Annotated in this window: 14 protein-coding genes; 4 read left to right on the forward strand and 10 right to left on the reverse strand. The window is 59.4% G+C overall.

Annotated features, from left to right (window positions below; genetic code table 11):
- The first annotated feature begins 156 nt into the window (after positions 1 to 156).
- Complete coding sequence (locus tag AB6T85_RS03250; RefSeq protein ID WP_253454327.1) at positions 157 to 1,431, forward strand: Glu/Leu/Phe/Val family dehydrogenase; 1,275 nt, start codon at positions 157 to 159, stop codon at positions 1,429 to 1,431.
- A 47-nt stretch (positions 1,432 to 1,478) separates the two neighbouring features.
- On the opposite strand, the gene AB6T85_RS03255 is transcribed toward AB6T85_RS03250, so the two are convergent.
- From AB6T85_RS03255 to AB6T85_RS03270, 4 genes are all read right to left on the reverse strand, one after another.
- Positions 1,479 to 2,771, reverse strand: a complete 1,293-nt coding sequence (locus AB6T85_RS03255) for a glycoside hydrolase family 10-like protein (RefSeq protein WP_369894788.1) — start codon at positions 2,769 to 2,771, stop codon at positions 1,479 to 1,481.
- Between the two features lie 161 nt (positions 2,772 to 2,932).
- Positions 2,933 to 3,346, reverse strand: coding sequence for a hypothetical protein (locus AB6T85_RS03260; RefSeq protein ID WP_301729604.1), 414 nt, complete (start codon positions 3,344 to 3,346; stop codon positions 2,933 to 2,935).
- Between the two features lie 60 nt (positions 3,347 to 3,406).
- Positions 3,407 to 3,853 (reverse strand): DUF441 domain-containing protein, encoded by a 447-nt coding sequence (locus AB6T85_RS03265; RefSeq protein ID WP_125290076.1) that lies wholly within the window; start codon positions 3,851 to 3,853, stop codon positions 3,407 to 3,409.
- 80 nt (positions 3,854 to 3,933) lie between these two features.
- A complete protein-coding gene (locus AB6T85_RS03270; RefSeq protein WP_301250941.1) occupies positions 3,934 to 4,569 on the reverse strand; it encodes an aspartate/glutamate racemase family protein in 636 nt (211 codons plus the stop codon).
- Positions 4,570 to 4,860: 291 nt separating this feature from the next.
- Here AB6T85_RS03270 and hpxO point away from each other — a divergent pair, with 291 nt between their 5' ends.
- Positions 4,861 to 6,018, forward strand: coding sequence for an FAD-dependent urate hydroxylase HpxO (hpxO, locus tag AB6T85_RS03275; RefSeq protein WP_369894789.1), 1,158 nt, complete (start codon positions 4,861 to 4,863; stop codon positions 6,016 to 6,018).
- 44 nt (positions 6,019 to 6,062) lie between these two features.
- Here hpxO and dcp read toward each other — a convergent pair whose 3' ends face one another.
- On the reverse strand, positions 6,063 to 8,111 hold the full coding sequence (gene dcp, locus AB6T85_RS03280; protein ID WP_253454332.1) for a peptidyl-dipeptidase Dcp: 2,049 nt from the start codon (positions 8,109 to 8,111) through the stop codon (positions 6,063 to 6,065).
- Positions 8,112 to 8,156: 45 nt separating this feature from the next.
- Positions 8,157 to 9,020 (reverse strand): LysR family transcriptional regulator, encoded by an 864-nt coding sequence (locus tag AB6T85_RS03285; RefSeq protein WP_369894790.1) that lies wholly within the window; start codon positions 9,018 to 9,020, stop codon positions 8,157 to 8,159.
- A gap of 95 nt (positions 9,021 to 9,115) precedes the next feature.
- On the opposite strand from AB6T85_RS03285, the gene AB6T85_RS03290 reads away from it, so the two are divergent.
- Positions 9,116 to 9,619, forward strand: coding sequence for a phenolic acid decarboxylase (locus AB6T85_RS03290; protein ID WP_369894791.1), 504 nt, complete (start codon positions 9,116 to 9,118; stop codon positions 9,617 to 9,619).
- Positions 9,620 to 9,688: 69 nt separating this feature from the next.
- Here the strand turns inward: AB6T85_RS03290 and xdhC are convergent, their stop codons facing one another.
- Genes xdhC through guaD form a run of 4 tightly spaced genes read right to left on the reverse strand, consistent with a single transcriptional unit; the run spans position 9,689 to position 15,563 of the window.
- The gene (xdhC, locus tag AB6T85_RS03295; RefSeq protein ID WP_125290082.1) at positions 9,689 to 10,456 is read right to left on the reverse strand and encodes a xanthine dehydrogenase accessory protein XdhC; all 768 of its coding nucleotides are present in this window, start codon (positions 10,454 to 10,456) and stop codon (positions 9,689 to 9,691) included.
- Entirely contained in the window at positions 10,446 to 12,806 is a 2,361-nt protein-coding gene (gene xdhB / locus AB6T85_RS03300; protein ID WP_125290083.1) for a xanthine dehydrogenase molybdopterin binding subunit, read from the reverse strand. The genes xdhC and xdhB overlap by 11 nt, the downstream gene beginning before the upstream one ends.
- Positions 12,796 to 14,241, reverse strand: a complete 1,446-nt coding sequence (xdhA, locus tag AB6T85_RS03305; protein WP_369894792.1) for a xanthine dehydrogenase small subunit — start codon at positions 14,239 to 14,241, stop codon at positions 12,796 to 12,798. Before xdhA ends, xdhB begins: the two co-directional genes overlap by 11 nt.
- Positions 14,238 to 15,563, reverse strand: a complete 1,326-nt coding sequence (guaD, locus tag AB6T85_RS03310) for a guanine deaminase (protein WP_253454335.1) — start codon at positions 15,561 to 15,563, stop codon at positions 14,238 to 14,240. Before guaD ends, xdhA begins: the two co-directional genes overlap by 4 nt.
- Positions 15,564 to 15,939: 376 nt before the next feature.
- Here guaD and ydfG point away from each other — a divergent pair, with 376 nt between their 5' ends.
- Positions 15,940 to 16,686 (forward strand): bifunctional NADP-dependent 3-hydroxy acid dehydrogenase/3-hydroxypropionate dehydrogenase YdfG, encoded by a 747-nt coding sequence (gene ydfG / locus AB6T85_RS03315; protein WP_369894793.1) that lies wholly within the window; start codon positions 15,940 to 15,942, stop codon positions 16,684 to 16,686.
- Positions 16,687 to 16,714 lie beyond the last annotated feature (28 nt).

Consider the following 16,714-nt stretch of genomic DNA (forward strand, 5'->3'; position numbering starts at 1 on the left):
GCCTGCCCTCAGCCGATCCACCTTTCCGTGCTCTTATTAACATTAATTTAATGAATTAAAAACAACTCATTAATGTTAGATTATGCCGCGTTCAGGTCAGAAGCACTGGCTCCCTCATCATTTCGTAGCATTTATAACTGTCAGGAAAGCATTGTTATGGATAAGCTATCTTACGCGTCAGAAAGCCCCAACACCGCCTGGTCCACCTACCTGCAGCAGATCGATCGCGTCGCGCCCTACCTGGGCGAGCTGAGTCGCTGGGTCGATACGCTACGCCATCCTAAACGCGCGCTGATCGTGGATATTCCTCTTCAGATGGACGATGGCTCCATTCGTCACTTTGAAGGCTTTCGCGTGCAGCACAATCTGTCGCGCGGGCCGGGCAAGGGCGGCGTTCGCTATCATCCCAACGTCGACTTAAATGAGGTCATGGCGCTTTCCGCCTGGATGACCATCAAGTGCGCCGCGGTGAACCTGCCTTACGGCGGTGCCAAAGGCGGCATCCGCGTCGATCCCTTTAAGCTTTCCGAAGGCGAACTGGAGCGACTGACCCGTCGCTACACCAGCGAAATCGGCCTGGTGATCGGCCCGCAAAAGGATATTCCGGCGCCGGACGTGGGCACCAATGCCAAAGTGATGGCCTGGATGATGGATACCTATTCCATGAATCAGGGCACCACCATTACCGGCGTGGTGACCGGCAAGCCGGTGCATCTCGGCGGATCGCTGGGCCGTGAAAAAGCCACCGGTCGGGGCGTATTTGTTACCGGTCGTGAAGTCGCCCGTCGCCTGAATATCGAAACGGACGGCGCGCGCCTTGCCGTTCAGGGCTTCGGCAACGTCGGCAGCGAAGCGGCTCGACTGTTTGTCGCCGCTGGCGCGCGGGTGGTGGCCGTTCAGGATCACTCCGCCACGCTTTACAATGCCGAAGGCATCGATCTGACCGCGCTGACCGACTGGCAGGCGACGCATAAAAATATCGCCGGGTTCAGCGGCGCGCAGACGATTGACGCGGAAGCGTTCTGGCAGCTGCCGATGGATATTCTGATCCCGGCGGCGCTGGAAGGACAAATCACCCGTGAGCGCGCGGAAAAACTGAGCTGCAAGCTGATCCTGGAAGGCGCTAACGGCCCAACCTACCCGGACGCAGACGATATGCTGGCGTCGCGCGGCATTACCGTAGTGCCGGACGTTATCTGTAACGCGGGCGGCGTAACGGTCAGCTACTTCGAGTGGGTGCAGGATATGGCCAGCTTCTTCTGGAGCGAGAGCGAGATCAATGAGCGAATGGACAAAATTATGTCCGAAGCGATGATCCATATCTGGGACAAAGCGCGGGAAAAAGAGTGCAGCCTGCGTACCGCTGCCTATATCGTTGCCTGTGAGCGTATTTTGATGGCAAGGAAAGATCGCGGCATTTATCCGGGCTAGGCAGCCTGCAAAAACAGAACGCCGCCTCTTATGGGCGGCGTTTCTTTTTACTGCTTACCCCAGCGGCTGCGCAGGTAGTTCACCGCCTGCTGCGTTTGCGGCTCGTCAAGAAAAGCGTCGCGAAACAGAATGGTTCCGGCCACGCCGGGCTGCGTCTCGTTGAGCTCAATCTGCCTTTTCAGCTCGGCCACGCCCTGCTCTTCGCCCCACTGCGGCTCGGTAGCCGTAGGCTTGCCCACTTTATACAGCGCCACGCCGATATAGAGTTTGACGGGGCCGCTGCCGACCACGTCAGCCCACCATTTCGCCAGCGTGGGATAACGCACGATTTTCCGCTCGAACGGCCAGTAAAGCTGGGGCGCAATATAATCCAGCAGCCCTTCTTTAACCCACAGTCGGGTATCGGCAAAGGCCTGATCGTAAGCCTCGCCGCCGCGCGTATCGGAACCGCGCTCGTCTTTGTCCGCATTGCGCCAGACGCCTGCCGGACTGATGCCGAACGCCACCTCCGGCTTCAGGGACTTGATCGTCGCCGCCACCTCTTTAACCAGCAGCAGCGTATTGTTGCGCCGCCAGCTGGCCTTATCAGCAAAGCCTGCGCCGTATTGCTGCCAGCTGCGGCTGTCATCCAGCGGCGACGAGGGCGTTTCATAATAGAAATAGTCATCGAACTGCACGCCATCGATCGCATAGTTTTTTACCAGCTCGGCGACCACGCTGTTGATCCACTGGCGAACCTGCGGCAGTCCCGGATCCAGCACGTAGCGATCGCTGGCGACGCGCACCCAGTCGCGATGCAGCACGAAAACGCTGGCCGGTGACTGACGCAGCGTTTTTTGCAGCGCACTGACCGTGGCTGGCGAAGTGTTCGTCGTGATCCGGTAAGGATTAAGCCACGCGTGTACCTTGAGGCCTCTTTTATGCGCCTCGGTGAGCAAAAACTGCAGCGGATCGTAACCGGGATGCTGGCCGATTGCCCCGGTCAGCTCGGCAGACCAGGGCAAAATCGCGGAGCGATAAAGCGCGGTGCCGTCAGGCTTCACCTGGAAAAAGACCGTATTGATGCCCAACGCCACATACTTATCCAGCCGCTGAACGAGCGCCTGCTGCTGTCGCGCGATGCGCAGTTCGGGATCGGCAAGCGTTAGAGAAGCAGGCGGCGGCCAGTCGAGGTGGTTCACCGTTGCCAGCCAGACGCCGCGCACAGGCTGAGGCTTTATTACGGGCGTGGGCGGCACATAAGGCGTGACCAGCGATTTGACCTCAGACTTATGGCTACAGCCTGCCATAAGCAGCACCAGCATCGCCCCAAGCCAGCCTGAACCCCTTTTTATTAACATCTTGCCTGCTCCCTGGTTATGGCGTCAGATATTTCTCCACCAGCGCTAAAGCAATGGTTTCCGTCTTTGCGTCGGCGTTGCCGCTGATATCGACCGGGCGGAAATGCATTGGAAAGCGCGGACAGTTATGCGGGTTTCCTCATCCGGAACGCCCGTTAGCGCTATTTTACTATAAGCGTGCGCGCCGCCTGATAATGCGTTTTAAAGGCTTCGTTTTCTTCGCTCAGGCGGATAGCCGCTTCAATCATCTCGTTCTGGTTCAGCGAGGTCGCGCCTTCGCTGGTGCGCCAGTGGATATAGAGCACGCAAAGCGCGGCAACCTGCAACATCTCGTTTTCCGCACTATCGCCGTCAAAGCCATATTCCTCGTCACACCAGCGGTAAACGTCGCCGACAAAAGGCATATCGCCCTGCTCGTCCAGCGGCGGCAGGCTGGCGAACAGCTCGATCATTTCGGGTGTGGCGACGTAGCTGCTGCGGCCGACCGCATCCAGCTGTTTGCCACGCGCGCGGGCGTTGTTGGCCTGTTTGGCTTTGAGTTTGGCGCGCTTGCTGCGCTTGTCCTGCTTGCTCACCGGTTTCTCCTGGCGAAAAAAAAGAGCGTCATCATAGCAGAGAACGCTTTCTGCGGACGGCTACATTTTACCGATAAACAGCGACACCAGCCCGGCGGCGATCAGCGGCCCGACCGGCACGCCGCGAAACAGCGACACGCCGATAATCGTGCCGATCAGCAGGCCGCCGACGATAGTAGGCTGCGATCCCATCAGGCTGACGCCGCGCCCGCCTACCCAGGAGACGAAAATGCCTACCGCGATCGCCAGCAGGGATTTCCAGTTCAGAAAGGAGTGCATCAGCGTGCTGGTCGGCAGCGCGCCGCTGGCAATGGGCGCCATGACGCCAATGGTCAGGATCACAATCCCGACGGTGACGCCCTGCTTTTCAATCCACGGGAACAGCGCGTTCAGCGGCGTCATGCGCACCACGATCAGCACCAGCAAAGCGATAGCGACGGTCAGGTTGTGGCTGAAGTAGCTGAGCCCCGCCAGAAACAGCAGAATAAACAGCGTTAAATCGAACATAGTGGTTTCCTGTCAAAGCGTGGGGCTACACCTTAAAACGCTTTGCCGCTGCGCTCTAGCTCTTTTTAACGCCTTAAAAATTAAAGAATAGCTTCGAGCGCGGCCTGCAGGCTGGTTTCCGGGCCGGTCAGCACCGCCAGCGTGGTATTGATCTGCTTTGCCGCGCCCGCCATCGAACTTTGCGCCAGCACGATACAGCCCAGCGCACACTCGTGGCGATCGCGAATATAGTGCGCGATCTCACGATGGTAGCCATCCATATCCCCCTGGTTGAAAAAGGCCCAGGCGCGCGGGATCAGTTCTACGGCCAGACGGCTGCCGGGAATAAACGCCTCGAACAGCCGCGTGGTGGCCGCAAGCGTAGAATGGGCGGTGCAGAGCACCAGCACCGCGCCGTGATAGTGCGAGGCCGCCTTCGCCAGCGCCGCGTCCACGCGAATAACAGGCTTGCTGAAACGTTTAGGATCCAGTGCCACCACGCCCAGCGTGGTACAGGTGACGATCACCGCATCGGCCTGCTGGCACAGCTCGTCGAGGATATGGCTGACGGCCGCCTCAATGTCGGGAGTCACTTCGCCCGCTTCTGCCGCCTGAGTTAACAGCTCGCTTTGCACGCAGTGCAGCAGCTGAACCTCATCATAATCCAACGCTTGCAGCGCCTCTTCAAACAGCACTATGTTGCTTCTTGCCGCATGCAGACAGGCTATGGTTGCCATCTTGCTTTCTCCTGAAAAAGGTCTTTTGCCACTGTGGCAAATTCTTTAGCGCTTTGCCAACACTTCGGCCCTTTCCGTCACTTTTGTTTCACTGATGGATCACCATGCTGGTGCAATGCGCCAGCCTGAAGCAGGAATTTAACGAAACGATCGTTTCACCAGGCGCGCGGACTGGACGCACTCCGTCGCCATAACGCCTGTATAGTTCAGATTGTTTCACCCCGCGCGAACCGGACGGCGCAACTGGTACAAAAGTTGCAAAGCCTCCAGGGAAGCCTGAAGGAGAAACAGATGAAAGCATTGATTATGGGCGCGGGGATCGGCGGCATGTGCACCGCCATTGCGCTGCAGCGTTTTGGTATCGAAACCGCAGTATTTGAAGCGGTAAAAGAAATTAAGCCCGTCGGCGCGGCCATCTCCATCTGGCCCAACGGCGTGAAGTGCCTGAATTATCTGGGCATGAAAGAGCAGCTGCGGGCGCTGGGCGGCATGATGCAGACCATGGCCTATCATGATGCGCGGACGGGCAATCCTCTGACGCAGTTCAGCCTGGCGCCGCTGATTGCCGAGTCCGGCGAGCGCCCTTACCCGGTCGCGCGCGCGGAATTACAGTCCATGCTGCTGGGACACTATGGCCTTGACAGGGTACGGTTCGGCAAACGCGTGGCGAGCGTGGAACAGCACGATCGGGGCGTGACGGCGTATTTTACGGACGGCAGCGAGGCGCAGGGCGATTTGCTGATTGCCTGCGACGGCGCGCACTCCGCCGTCCGTCCTTACGTGCTGGGACAAACCGTGCCGCGGCGCTACGCGGGCTATGTTAACTGGAACGGGCTGGTGGCGCTGGACGAAAGCATCGCGCCAGCCCGGCAGTGGACGACCTTTGTCGGCGAAGGCAAGCGCGTTTCGCTGATGCCGGTGGCGAACAACCGCTTTTACTTTTTCTTTGACGTGCCGCTGCCGCCGGGGCTGGCGGAAGATCGCAGCACGCTGCGCGCCGATTTGCAACGCTATTTTCAAGGCTGGGCCGCGCCGGTGCAAAAGCTGATTGCGCAGATCGATCCGGCCACCACCAACCGTGTGGAAATCCATGATATCGAACCGTTTCCACAGCTGGTAAAAGGCCGCGTGGCATTGCTGGGCGATGCGGCGCACAGCACCACGCCCGATATTGGTCAGGGCGGCTGCGCGGCAATGGAGGATGCGGTAGTGCTGGCAAACTGCCTGCAAACGCATTCGATGGGTATTGAAGACGCGCTGCTGCGCTATCAGGCCCGGCGCGCCGGACGCGTGAAGGATCTGGTATTGAAAGCCCGCAAACGCTGCGACGTTACGCACGGCAAGGATATGGCCGTCACGGAGCAGTGGTATCGGGAACTGCAAAGCGAAACCGGCGAGCGCATTCTTCAGGGCATGTGCGACACCATTCAGGGCGGGCCTTTCGCCTGACTCACGCCAGCGCGACGGTGACTGCCGTCGCGCTGAAGACGCCGTCAGCCTTCCTCTTTTAATCCCCGGTTAATCAGCATGGCTTCGATTTCCGGCTCTCTGCCGCGCCACTGTGCATACAGCGCTTTCAGATCCCCGCTGTTGCCGCGCGACAGAACGGCGTCGCGAAACCGCTGGCCGTTTTCCCGCGTCAGGCCGCCGTGCTCGCTGAACCAGACAAAACCGTCGTCGGCCAGCATCTGCGTCCACAGATAGGCGTAGTAGCCTGCCGCATAGCCGCCGCCCCAGATATGCTGAAAGTAGCTGGAGCGATAGCGTGGCGGCACGGCGGCGAGCGCGATTTGCTCGGCTTCCAGCGCCTGCTGTTCAAAAGTGGCGACGTCCTGCTCCTGCTGGTCGGCGGCCAGGCTGTGCCAGTGCATATCCAGCAGCGCCGCGGCCAGCAGCTCGGTCATGTCGTAGCCTTTATTGAACTTGCTGGCGTTGATGATTTTCTTATGCAGCGCCGTGGGCATCGGCTCGCCGGTTTGATAGTGGCGGGCGAAATGGCTGAATACCTGCGGATCGCTGGCCCAGTGTTCGTTAAGCTGAGAGGGGAACTCAACGAAATCCCTGGGCGTGGCGGTGCCGGAAAGCGAGGGATAACGCTGTTCGGCGAACAGACCGTGCAGCGTGTGGCCGAACTCGTGGAACAGCGTAATCACGTCATCCCAGGCGAGCAGCGCGGGCTGCCCTTCAGGCGGTTTGGGATAGTTGCAGACGTTATAAATAACGGGCTTAGTGCCGAGCAGCGTGGACTGTTCAACAAAATTACCCATCCACGCGCCGCCGCCCTTGTTGTCGCGCTTGAAATAGTCGGTATAGAACAGCGCCATCGGTTCGCCATCGACGTCCAGAATTTCATAGACGCGTACGTCGGGATGGTAAACCGGGATATCGCTGCGCGCCTTAAAGGTAATGCCATAAAGTTGGGTGGCTGCCCAAAATACGCCGTTTTCCAGTACGTTATTCAGCTCAAGGTAAGGTTTGATCTGGTTTTCATCCAGATCGTAATTCGCCTTGCGCACCTGTTCGGCATAGAACAGCCAGTCCCAGGGCTGAAGGCGGAAACCGCCCTGCTGCTGGTCAATCACCGCCTGAATATCCGCCGCCTCGCGGTTAGCACGCGCGGTGGCAGCAGGCACGATGGCACGCATAAAATCGAGGGCGGCCTGGGGAGTTGAGGCCGTCTGATCCTGAAGCTTCCAGTCGGCATAGCTGGCAAACCCCAACAGCTGCGCCTGACGCGCGCGGATGCTGGCCAGATTAGCGATCGGCGCGCGGGTATCGTTGCCGTCGCCCTTTTCAGCCCGTTGCCAGGCAGCCGAAAACAGCGCCTCCCGCGTGTCGCGGTTGCTGAGGCTTTGCAGAGCCGGCTGCTGCGTAGTGTTTTGCAGCACCAGCAGCCACTGCGGCTGCAGGCCTTTCTCCTGCGCCGCTGCGGCGGCCGCGCTCAGTTCGGCCTCGCTTAACCCTGCCAGCGCTGCCGCATCGTTGACGGCAAGCCCGCCCGCTTTGGTCGCCGCCAACAGCTTATTGGTGAACTGCGTGGTCAGCGTGGCCGCCTGCTGATTCAGCACCTTCAGCTGCGCTTTTGTGTCGTCACTGAGGCTGGCCCCGGCGAGCTGAAACGCCTGCCAGGTTACTTCCACCAGGCGCAGCGATTCGTCGTCCAGCCCCAGGCTCTGGCGCTGCTGGTAAACGCTGTCGAGACGTGCAAACAGCTGGCTGTTTAGGCGGATATCATCCTCCAGCGCCGTCAGCCGTGGCGACATCTCCTCGTCAAGCTGCTGGAGCAGATCGCTGGTGTTGGCTGACGTCATGGCGTTAAACACGCTCTCCACGCGCCGGAGCATCAGTCCGCACTGCTCCAGCGCCTGATAAGTATTGGCGAAGGTCGGCGGCTCGGCGCTGTTGGCGATGCGCTCTACCTCTTCCCGTTTTTGCCGCATTCCCTCTTCCAGCGCCGGACGATAGTCGGCTTCGGTAATGCGATCGAAAGGCGGCGCCTGAAACGGCAGCGGGCTGGGCTGGCTGAACGGATTAGTGGGCATGGCATGACTCCTTATCGACTCTCCGAATAGGCGAAACGGGCGGCATCAGGCAGGCATGCTGAACAGCCTGGTCAGCGTCTGGATTTGCCGATCGTCCGATGATAAATCTTTAACAATCAGATGTAAGGGTGTAGCACGTCTGCCGCCGTGCGTCATGGGAAGAATTTTCAGCGTGCCGGCAGCCAGCTGCGAGGCGATACGCTCTTCCGGCAGCCAGCCGTAGCCGACCTGCGCGATCACGGCCTCCGCCGCGGCATCAATGGTGGAGAAAGTCCAGCATTCGGCCGCATCGAGGCTGTCGTCCTGGCCGTCGGATTCCCGCTCTGCGATGCGGATAAGCGGGTAAGCCGCCAGATCCTCGCCGCTCAGCGGTGCCGCCTGCTGGTGCAACGGATGATCGCGATGCGCCACCGCGACAAAATCAATATTCATCAGCCATTCTCCCCGACCGGTCAGATCCTGACGACGCGTCAGCACCATCACGTCCGCTTCCGGCCTTTCTGCCGCGTTGCTTTCCAGCACTTCGGTAAGGTTTACCTGCGTATGCGGATGCTGCTGCTGAAACTGCCGCAGAATGGTAAACAGGCGCCCGCGCGGGAAAATGGCATCCACCACTAAATCCAGGCGCGTCCGCACGCCCGTGGTCAACAGAGCGGCATGGGCTTCCACATACCAGAACGCTTTCAGCAAGGGTCTGACCCGCGCCAGCAGCTGCTCGCCCGCCGCCGTCAGTACCGTTCGCCGCCCTTCAGGCCGCAGCAGCGCCACGCCCAGCCTTTTCTGCAGCAGCGCGAGGTTGTAGCTGACCGAAGACTGGCTGCGGCAGGTCGCCTCCGCTGCTTTCGCAAAGCTGCCCGACTCCACCACTTTCTCCAGCAGCGCCCACTGTTCCAGCGTCGTTTTATGCATGATTGATTTAATTATCAGATGAATTTGACTTAAAATTAGCGTTATTAATTCAGAAAATAAACCGATAAAGTGTCAAAAAAACACAGGAGGATAAGATGAAATTCGATCGAAATGACCTGAGCGGCTTTATCGGTAAACACCTGGTTTATACCTACGACAACGGCTGGAATTACGAAATTTACGTCAAGAACGAGCAGACGCTGGATTATCGTATTCACAGCGGCATGGTCGGCAACCGCTGGGTGAAAGATCAGCGGGCTTATATCGTGCGTGTCGGCGAGGAGAGCTATAAAATTTCCTGGACGGAGCCGACCGGCACCGACGTCAGCCTGATAGCTAACCTGGGCGACCGCCTGTTTCACGGCACCATCTTCTTCCCGCGCTGGGTCATGAATGACCCGCAAAAAACCGTTTGTTTCCAGAACGAGCATATTGCGGAAATGGAACGCTATCGCGAAGCCGGCCCGGCTTATCCAACGGAAATTATCGATGAGTTCGCGACGATCACGTTTATCCACGACTGCGGACCCGATAACGACAGCGTGATTGACTGTGCGGCCAGCGAGCTGCCTGCGAATTTTCCTGATAACCTCAAATAATCAGTCAATCAGATTTTATCGCGTGACCTGACGCGCTTCTCCTTTTCCCGGCCAGCCATGCTGGCCGTTTTATTGCCCATAGCAGGCAATAATCTCACCCGCTACCGCTACCGCAATCTCGGCGGGCAGCTTGCCTTTCACGTCAGGCAGGCCAATCGGGCAGCGCAGGGTATCCAGCTGCTGGCGACTGAAGCCCTTGCCCTCCAGCCGATAATCAAACCGCTGACGTTTGGTCGCCGAGCCAATCACCCCGAAGTAACGATAGTCGCCGCGCGTCAGGATCGCCTCGCAGAGCGCCAGATCGGTGGGATGATGGTGGGTCATCACCACGTAATAGCTTTCCGGCGGCATCTGTTTCACCGCGTCGCGCGGATCTTCCGGGCAGCAGATCGTCACCCCTTCCGGCACCTGAACGAACTGCTCTTTACGCTCGTCTACCCAACAGACATGACAGGGCAGCGTCGCCAGAATGGTGACCAGCGCCCGGCCTACGTGGCCTGCGCCAAACACCGCTATCTGCGGCTGCGGCTGGATCAACGGCTCAAACAGCACGGAGGTCATGCCGCCGCAGCACTGTCCAAGCCGGGCGCCCAGGTTGAAATGCTCGCTACGCGGTTCGCTGCTGCGCGTCGTCAGCATCTCTCTGGCAAGGGCGATGCACTGATATTCCAGATGGCCGCCGCCGATGGTCAGAAAAGATTGCCCGGCGGTGACAATCATTTTGCTGCCGCTGTCGCGCGGCACCGAGCCTTTTTCCTCCAGCACCGTCAGCAGTACGCAGGGCTCACGCTTTTCGTGTAGCGAGGCCAGTATTTTAATCCAGTCGTCAGGTCGCATTATGTTCCCTCATTTTTTCTGCCCCCCAGAAGACCCTTTCCGGCGTGGCGGGCGCATCCAGCAGCGGGTGCTGACGGTAGTCGCCAACGCTGGCTACGGCATCCTGGAGTGCGCACCAGGCGGCTATCCCCAGCATAAACGGCGGCTCGCCCACCGCTTTGGAATGAAACACCGTGTCTTTCGGGTTTTTACGGTTTTCCACCAGCGTAACCCGCAGATCCGCAGGCACGTCGCCAATCGCCGGAATTTTGTAGCTGGCGGGGCCGTCGGTCATCAGGCGGCCCTGCTCGTTCCACACCAGCTCCTCGCTGGTCAGCCAGCCCACGCCCTGCACGAAGCCGCCCTCAACCTGGCCAATATCGATCGCCGGGTTCAGCGAGGCGCCGACGTCATGCAGAATATCCGCCCGCAGCAGCCGATATTCGCCGGTCAGCGTATCGACAATGACCTCCACGCAGGCCGCGCCAAAGGCGTAGTAGTAAAAAGGCGTGCCGCGCCCTGCTTCACGATCGTAATGAATGCCGGGCACTTTGTAGTAGCCGGTCGCGGCAAGCGGCACCTGGTTCAGCCAGGCCAGCTGCGCCACGTCCGCAAAGGTGAAATGTTTTTCGCCTGCCTTGACGATGCCGTTGCTGAAGCTGACCTGCTCAGCGCTACAGTTATGCAGGCTGCACAGCATAGCCGTTAATCGGTCGCGCAGGATCTGCGCCGCGTTCTGGGCGGCCTTACCGTTAAGATCGGTGCCGCTTGAGGCGGCCGTCGGCGAGGTATTAGGCACTTTGCCGGTATCCGTTGCGGTGATCTGGATGCGATCGACGTCGATTTGCAGCACTTCCGCCACGATCTGCGCAACTTTGGTATTAAGGCCCTGGCCCATTTCCGTGCCGCCGTGGTTAAGCTGTACGGTGCCGTCGGTGTAAATCAGGATCAGCGCGCCCGCCTGATTAAGGAAGCTGGAGGTAAAAGAGATGCCGAACTTCACCGGCGTCAGCGCCAGGCCACGTTTCAGATAAGCGCTGCCGTGATTAAAGGCGGTGATTTCGCGGCGGCGGGCCGCATAGTCCGCGCTGGCCTCCAGCTGCGCGGTCATCTCCTCCAGCAAATTGCCTTCCACCTGCTGGTGGTAGTGCGTGACGTTACGCGTTTCTTTGCCGTAATAATTGCGTTTGCGTACCTCAAGCGGATCGAGGTTCAGCTCGCGGGCGATATGATCCATGATCTGCTCAATCGCCACCATGCCCTGCGGGCCGCCAAAGCCGCGATAGGCCGTGTTGGACGCCGTATTGGTACGGCAGCGATAGCCGGTGATCAGCGCGTCGCCAAGATAGTAGGCGTTGTCGGCATGAAACATGGCGCGATCGACGATCGAACCAGAGAGATCCAGCGAATAGCCGCAGTTGCCGGCCAGATCGATTTTTACGCCGCAGAAGCGCCCATCGTTATCCACCCCTACGTCATAGCGCACGTAGAAGGGATGCCGCTTGCCGGTTATGTGCATATCGTCACGTCGCGCCAGCCGCATTTTCACCGGTCTGCCCGTCTGCCGCGCCGCTACCGCGCACAGGCAGGCGACGCCGGCGGCCTGCGTCTCTTTACCGCCAAAGCCGCCGCCCATCCGCCGCATATCTATCGTCACCTTGTTCATGGTGATCCCCATCACCGACGCTACCAGCTTCTGCACTTCCGTCGGATTTTGCGTGGAGGAAAAAACCTGGAGCGACTGGTCTTCGCCCGGCACCACCAGCGCAATCTGCGTTTCCAGGTAAAAATGCTCCTGGCCGCCGATGTGGAACTCGCCCTGAAGCCGATGGCTGGCGCGAGCGAGCGCGGCTTCCGCGTCGCCCCGCTGGTGCACATGCGGCTGCTGCACAAAATGCGCTTTCGCCAGCGCCTCTTTGACGTCCAGCACCGGCGTCAGCGGCTCGTACTCAATAATGGCCGCTTCCGCCGCCCGGCGGGCCGCCTGCGGGCTTGACGCCGCCACCGCCAGCACGATCTGTCCGGCATACTCTACGACGTCTTTTGCCAGCAGCGGATCGCCCGGCTCCAGCGGCCCGATATCCCCTTCGCCCGGCACGCTTTGCCAGGTCAGCACGCTGACCACGCCGGGAATGGCGTAGCAGGGATCGGTATCTATGCTGAGGATGCGGGCGTGCGCATGCTCGCTAAGGCGGGGACAGAGATGCAGCATGCCCGGCAGCTCCAGCCTGTCGTCGATGTAGATCGCCTCGCCGGAGACGTGCTTATCCGCGCTCTCGTGCTTATTGCTTTTACCGACGCCGCTCTGAATGCCTGCCTGATACTGCCGGGCGATAACGTCAGCCGCCACTAAGGGACGATTATTGGACATAGTCTGTTACCTCCAGCAGGGTTAGCTCTTCCGTAAGCGAAGCGTGATAGCGACGCAGCAGGTTCTTCGCTACCTGTAACCGGTAGGCCGCGCTGGCGCGGAAGTCGCTCAGCGGCGTAAAGTCCTGCTCCAGCGCACGGCAGGCCAGCGCCAGCGACTGCTGCGTCAGCGGTTTGCCCACCAGCGCGCTTTCGCAATGGACGGCACGTTTTGGCGTTGCCGCCATGCCGCCGAAGGCGATACGCGCGGCGGTTACCCGGCCGTCGGCGTCGCGCTCCAGCATAAATGCACCGAAAACGGCGGAAATATCATCTTCCAGCCGCTTGGACACCTTCCACGCGCGGAAATGTTGTGACGCGGTCACTTTTGGCACGCTGATTGACAGGATAAATTCGCCGGGCCGTAGCGCAGTTTTGCGATAGTCCACGAAAAATTCATCCAGCGGCAGCGTGCGGATTTGTGAGCCGCGCTGAAGCGTCAGCGTTGCGTTGAGCGCCAGCAGCATCGGCGGGGTATCGCCGATGGGCGAGCCGTTGGCGATATTGCCACCCAGCGTGCCGCGATTGCGGATCTGCAACGAAGCGAAACGCTCCAGCACCTGCGCGAAGGCAGGAATATGGGGCCGCAACAGCGTGGCGCAGGATTGAAGGGAAGCGCCCGCCCCCAGCACAATCGCCTGCTCCTCTTCCCGACAGGCTTTCAGTGCTGCTATCTGATCCAGGGCGATAACCAAAGGCAGCGGTTTATAGCTTTGCGTCACCTGGAGCGCTAAATCCGTGCCGCCCGCCAGCAGCTTCGCCTCCGGATGCGCCAGCAGCAGTTCCGCCAGGCGATCGAGGCTTTTCGGCAGCAGGCAGCGGTTGCCGTTGAACGCCAGCTCCTGCTCTTCGCCGTTGTGGATCGCCATCAGTTTTGCCACCGTCTGCGCCTCGCGCTGCGCAAAGCTGTCCGGCTGCGGCCGTTCGCAGAGCTGACGCGCCGCATCAATAATCGGCCGATAGCCGGTGCAGCGGCACAGGTTGCCCGCCAGCGCCTGCTCCGCCTCTTGCCGCCGCCAGCCTTCACTGTTTTTTTGCAGCGTAAACAGCGACATCGCAAAACCCGGCGTACAAAAGCCGCACTGCGAGGCGTGGCACGTCGCCAGCGCTTTTTGCACCTCGTGCAGCTCGTCGCCCTGGCGGAGATCCTCAACGGCGATCAGCTGTTTGCCCTGAAGGCTACTGACGAAGGTGATGCAGCTGTTGACGGTTTCATACACCATTTTGCCCGCCTCGACGCGCCCCAACGTGACCGTACAGGCACCGCAGTCGCCCGAAGCGCAGCCCTCTTTGGTGCCGCAGCGGCGCTGGTTCTGGCGTAAATAGTTCAGTACGGTGGTTTCAGGATCGAGACTTTGCTCGGTGACCAGCGTCTGGTTCAGTAAAAACTGGATCATGCGGCTTTCTCCTCGCTCTGCGGCTGCCAGACCAGTTTGCCGTTGACCCAGGTACAGGCGATATTGCGATCGTCGCCCAGCGTCATCAGCACAAAAAGTTTCTCCCAGATATCGCGGCTGTTGGCGCAGCGCAGCTTTTGCAGCGCCGAGACGGCCGGATCGAGCACCACGAAGTCCGCCTCTTTGCCGGGCTGGAAGTTACCGATCTTATGATGCAGATCCAGCGCCTGCGCGCCGCCGAGCGTGGCGTGGTAGAACGCCTCACAGGCGGCCATTTTATACTGCTGTAGCTGCCCGACCTTGTAGGCTTCGCCCAGCGTTTGCAGCATATTAAAAGTGGTGCCCGCGCCGACATCCGTACCGATGCCCAGCCTGACGTTTTTTTGCCAGCAGGTTTGTAGCTTAAACAGGCCGCTGCCGAGAAACAGGTTAGAAGTAGGACAGAAGGCGACTGCCGAATCAGTCTGATGCAGGCAGTCCCACTCGCTATCCTCCAGATGGATGCAGTGCGCGAAGACGCTGCGGCGGCCCGTCAGCTGATAATGGTGATACACGTCCAGATAGCCGTCGCGCTCGGGGAAAAGCGCGTTGACCCAGGCAACTTCCTGCGGGTTTTCGCTCAGGTGGGTGTGCAGCCAGATATCCGGATAGGCTTCCTTCAGCTGCCTGACCTTTTCCAGCAGCGCTGGCGAAGAGGTTGGCGCAAAGCGCGGCGTCAGCGCATAGCTCAGGCGCCCGCGATTATGCCAGCGCTCAATCAGCTCGCGGGTTTGCCGGTAGCTCTGTTCGGGCGTCTCGGTCAGGTAGTCCGGCGCATGGCGATCCATCATGACTTTCCCGGCGATCAGACGCATTCCCAACCCTTCGGCCGCGCTGAACAGCGCATCCACCGATTCCGGATGCACGGTGCCGAAAACCAGCGCCGTGGTGGTGCCGTTACTCAGCAGCTGGTGCAGAAAAAAGGCCGACATCTTTGCCGCGTGCTGCGGACAGTGATACTGGCTCTCTACCGGGAAAGTGTACTGTTGCAGCCACTCCAGCAGCTGCTCGCCGAAAGCGCCGATCATCTCCGTTTGCGGATAGTGAATATGGCTGTCGACAAAACCCGGCACAATAAGCTTGCCTCGGTAGTCGGTTATCGGCTGCCCGGCGGCGAGCTGATGCTGCCCCGCTTCCCACGTCTGAAGCGAAAGAATTTCGCCTTCGCACAGCAGCAGCAGGCCGTCTTCAATGTAGCGGGCGTGGGCCGGCAGTTCTTCAGGCTGGCTGACCGGTGCGGTGATATCAAAAAAACTGCCGCGAATGGCGGTGATGGATGGCATAGCGCTTCCTTCTGAACAAGTCTTTGGCGAACAGTGAACGGCCTGCGTTCAAAGCTGCAATTGCTGTGCCACATTAATAATCGGAATTTATATGCTATTTATCAGTTACTTAAATATGGATGCATTAAGAAACCCTGAATGAATCGAGGCAATCGTATGCGCAACCGATTGCAGCAATCAGCAAACGATTGCCTGCCTTTTTTTCTTGCGCAGCGAGCAGTTTTTCCCTGTGCCATTGCACCGTTTTCTGGCGTTTTTACGCAGAACGCACCTCGATCGTGCAGCCTGTATTATCAACCATAACCAATCCTTCTTATCAGAATCGATCTGAAGTGTTATCGTGTTGAGAATCCAAAATGCGTTGAGGAACAGTGAGATGATCGTATTTGTTACGGGTGCCACTGCCGGATTCGGCGAAAGCATTACCCGACGCTTTATCCGTGAAGGACACAAGGTAATCGCCACCGGCCGTCGTCAGGAGCGTCTGCAAACGTTGAAACAGGAGCTGGGCGACAACCTTTATACGCTACAGCTTGACGTCCGCAACCGTGCGGCCATTGAAGAGGCGCTGGAGCAGCTTCCCGCCGAATGGCGCAATATCGACGTGCTGGTCAATAATGCCGGGCTGGCGTTAGGCATCGAACCCGCGCATAAAGCGAGCCTGGACGATTGGGAAGCGATGATCGACACCAATAATAAAGGGCTGGTCTATATGACCCGCGCCGTGCTGCCGGCGATGGTTGAGCGCAACGTGGGCCATATTATCAATCTGGGATCGATTGCCGGCAGCTGGCCTTACGCGGGCGGCAACGTTTATGGCGCGACTAAAGCCTTCGTGCGGCAGTTCAGCCTGAATCTGCGCACCGATCTGCACGGCACCGCCCTGCGCGTGACCGATATCGAGCCGGGACTGGTGGGCGGCACGGAGTTTTCGAACGTGCGCTTTAAAGGCGATGACGCTAAGGCCGATAGCGTCTACGACGGCACCGAGCCGCTGACTGCCGAAGACGTGACTGAAGCGGTCTGGTGGGTCGCCACGCTGCCGAAGCATGTCAATATCAACACGCTGGAAATGATGCCGGTCGCGCAAACCCTGGCCGGGCTGAAAGTGCATAAGGCGTAATGTGCTATCTGGCCCGGCGGCTTTAATC

It is taken from the genome of Erwinia aeris, assembly GCF_041224955.1.
Taxonomy (GTDB): Bacteria; Pseudomonadota; Gammaproteobacteria; order Enterobacterales; family Enterobacteriaceae; genus Erwinia; species Erwinia aeris.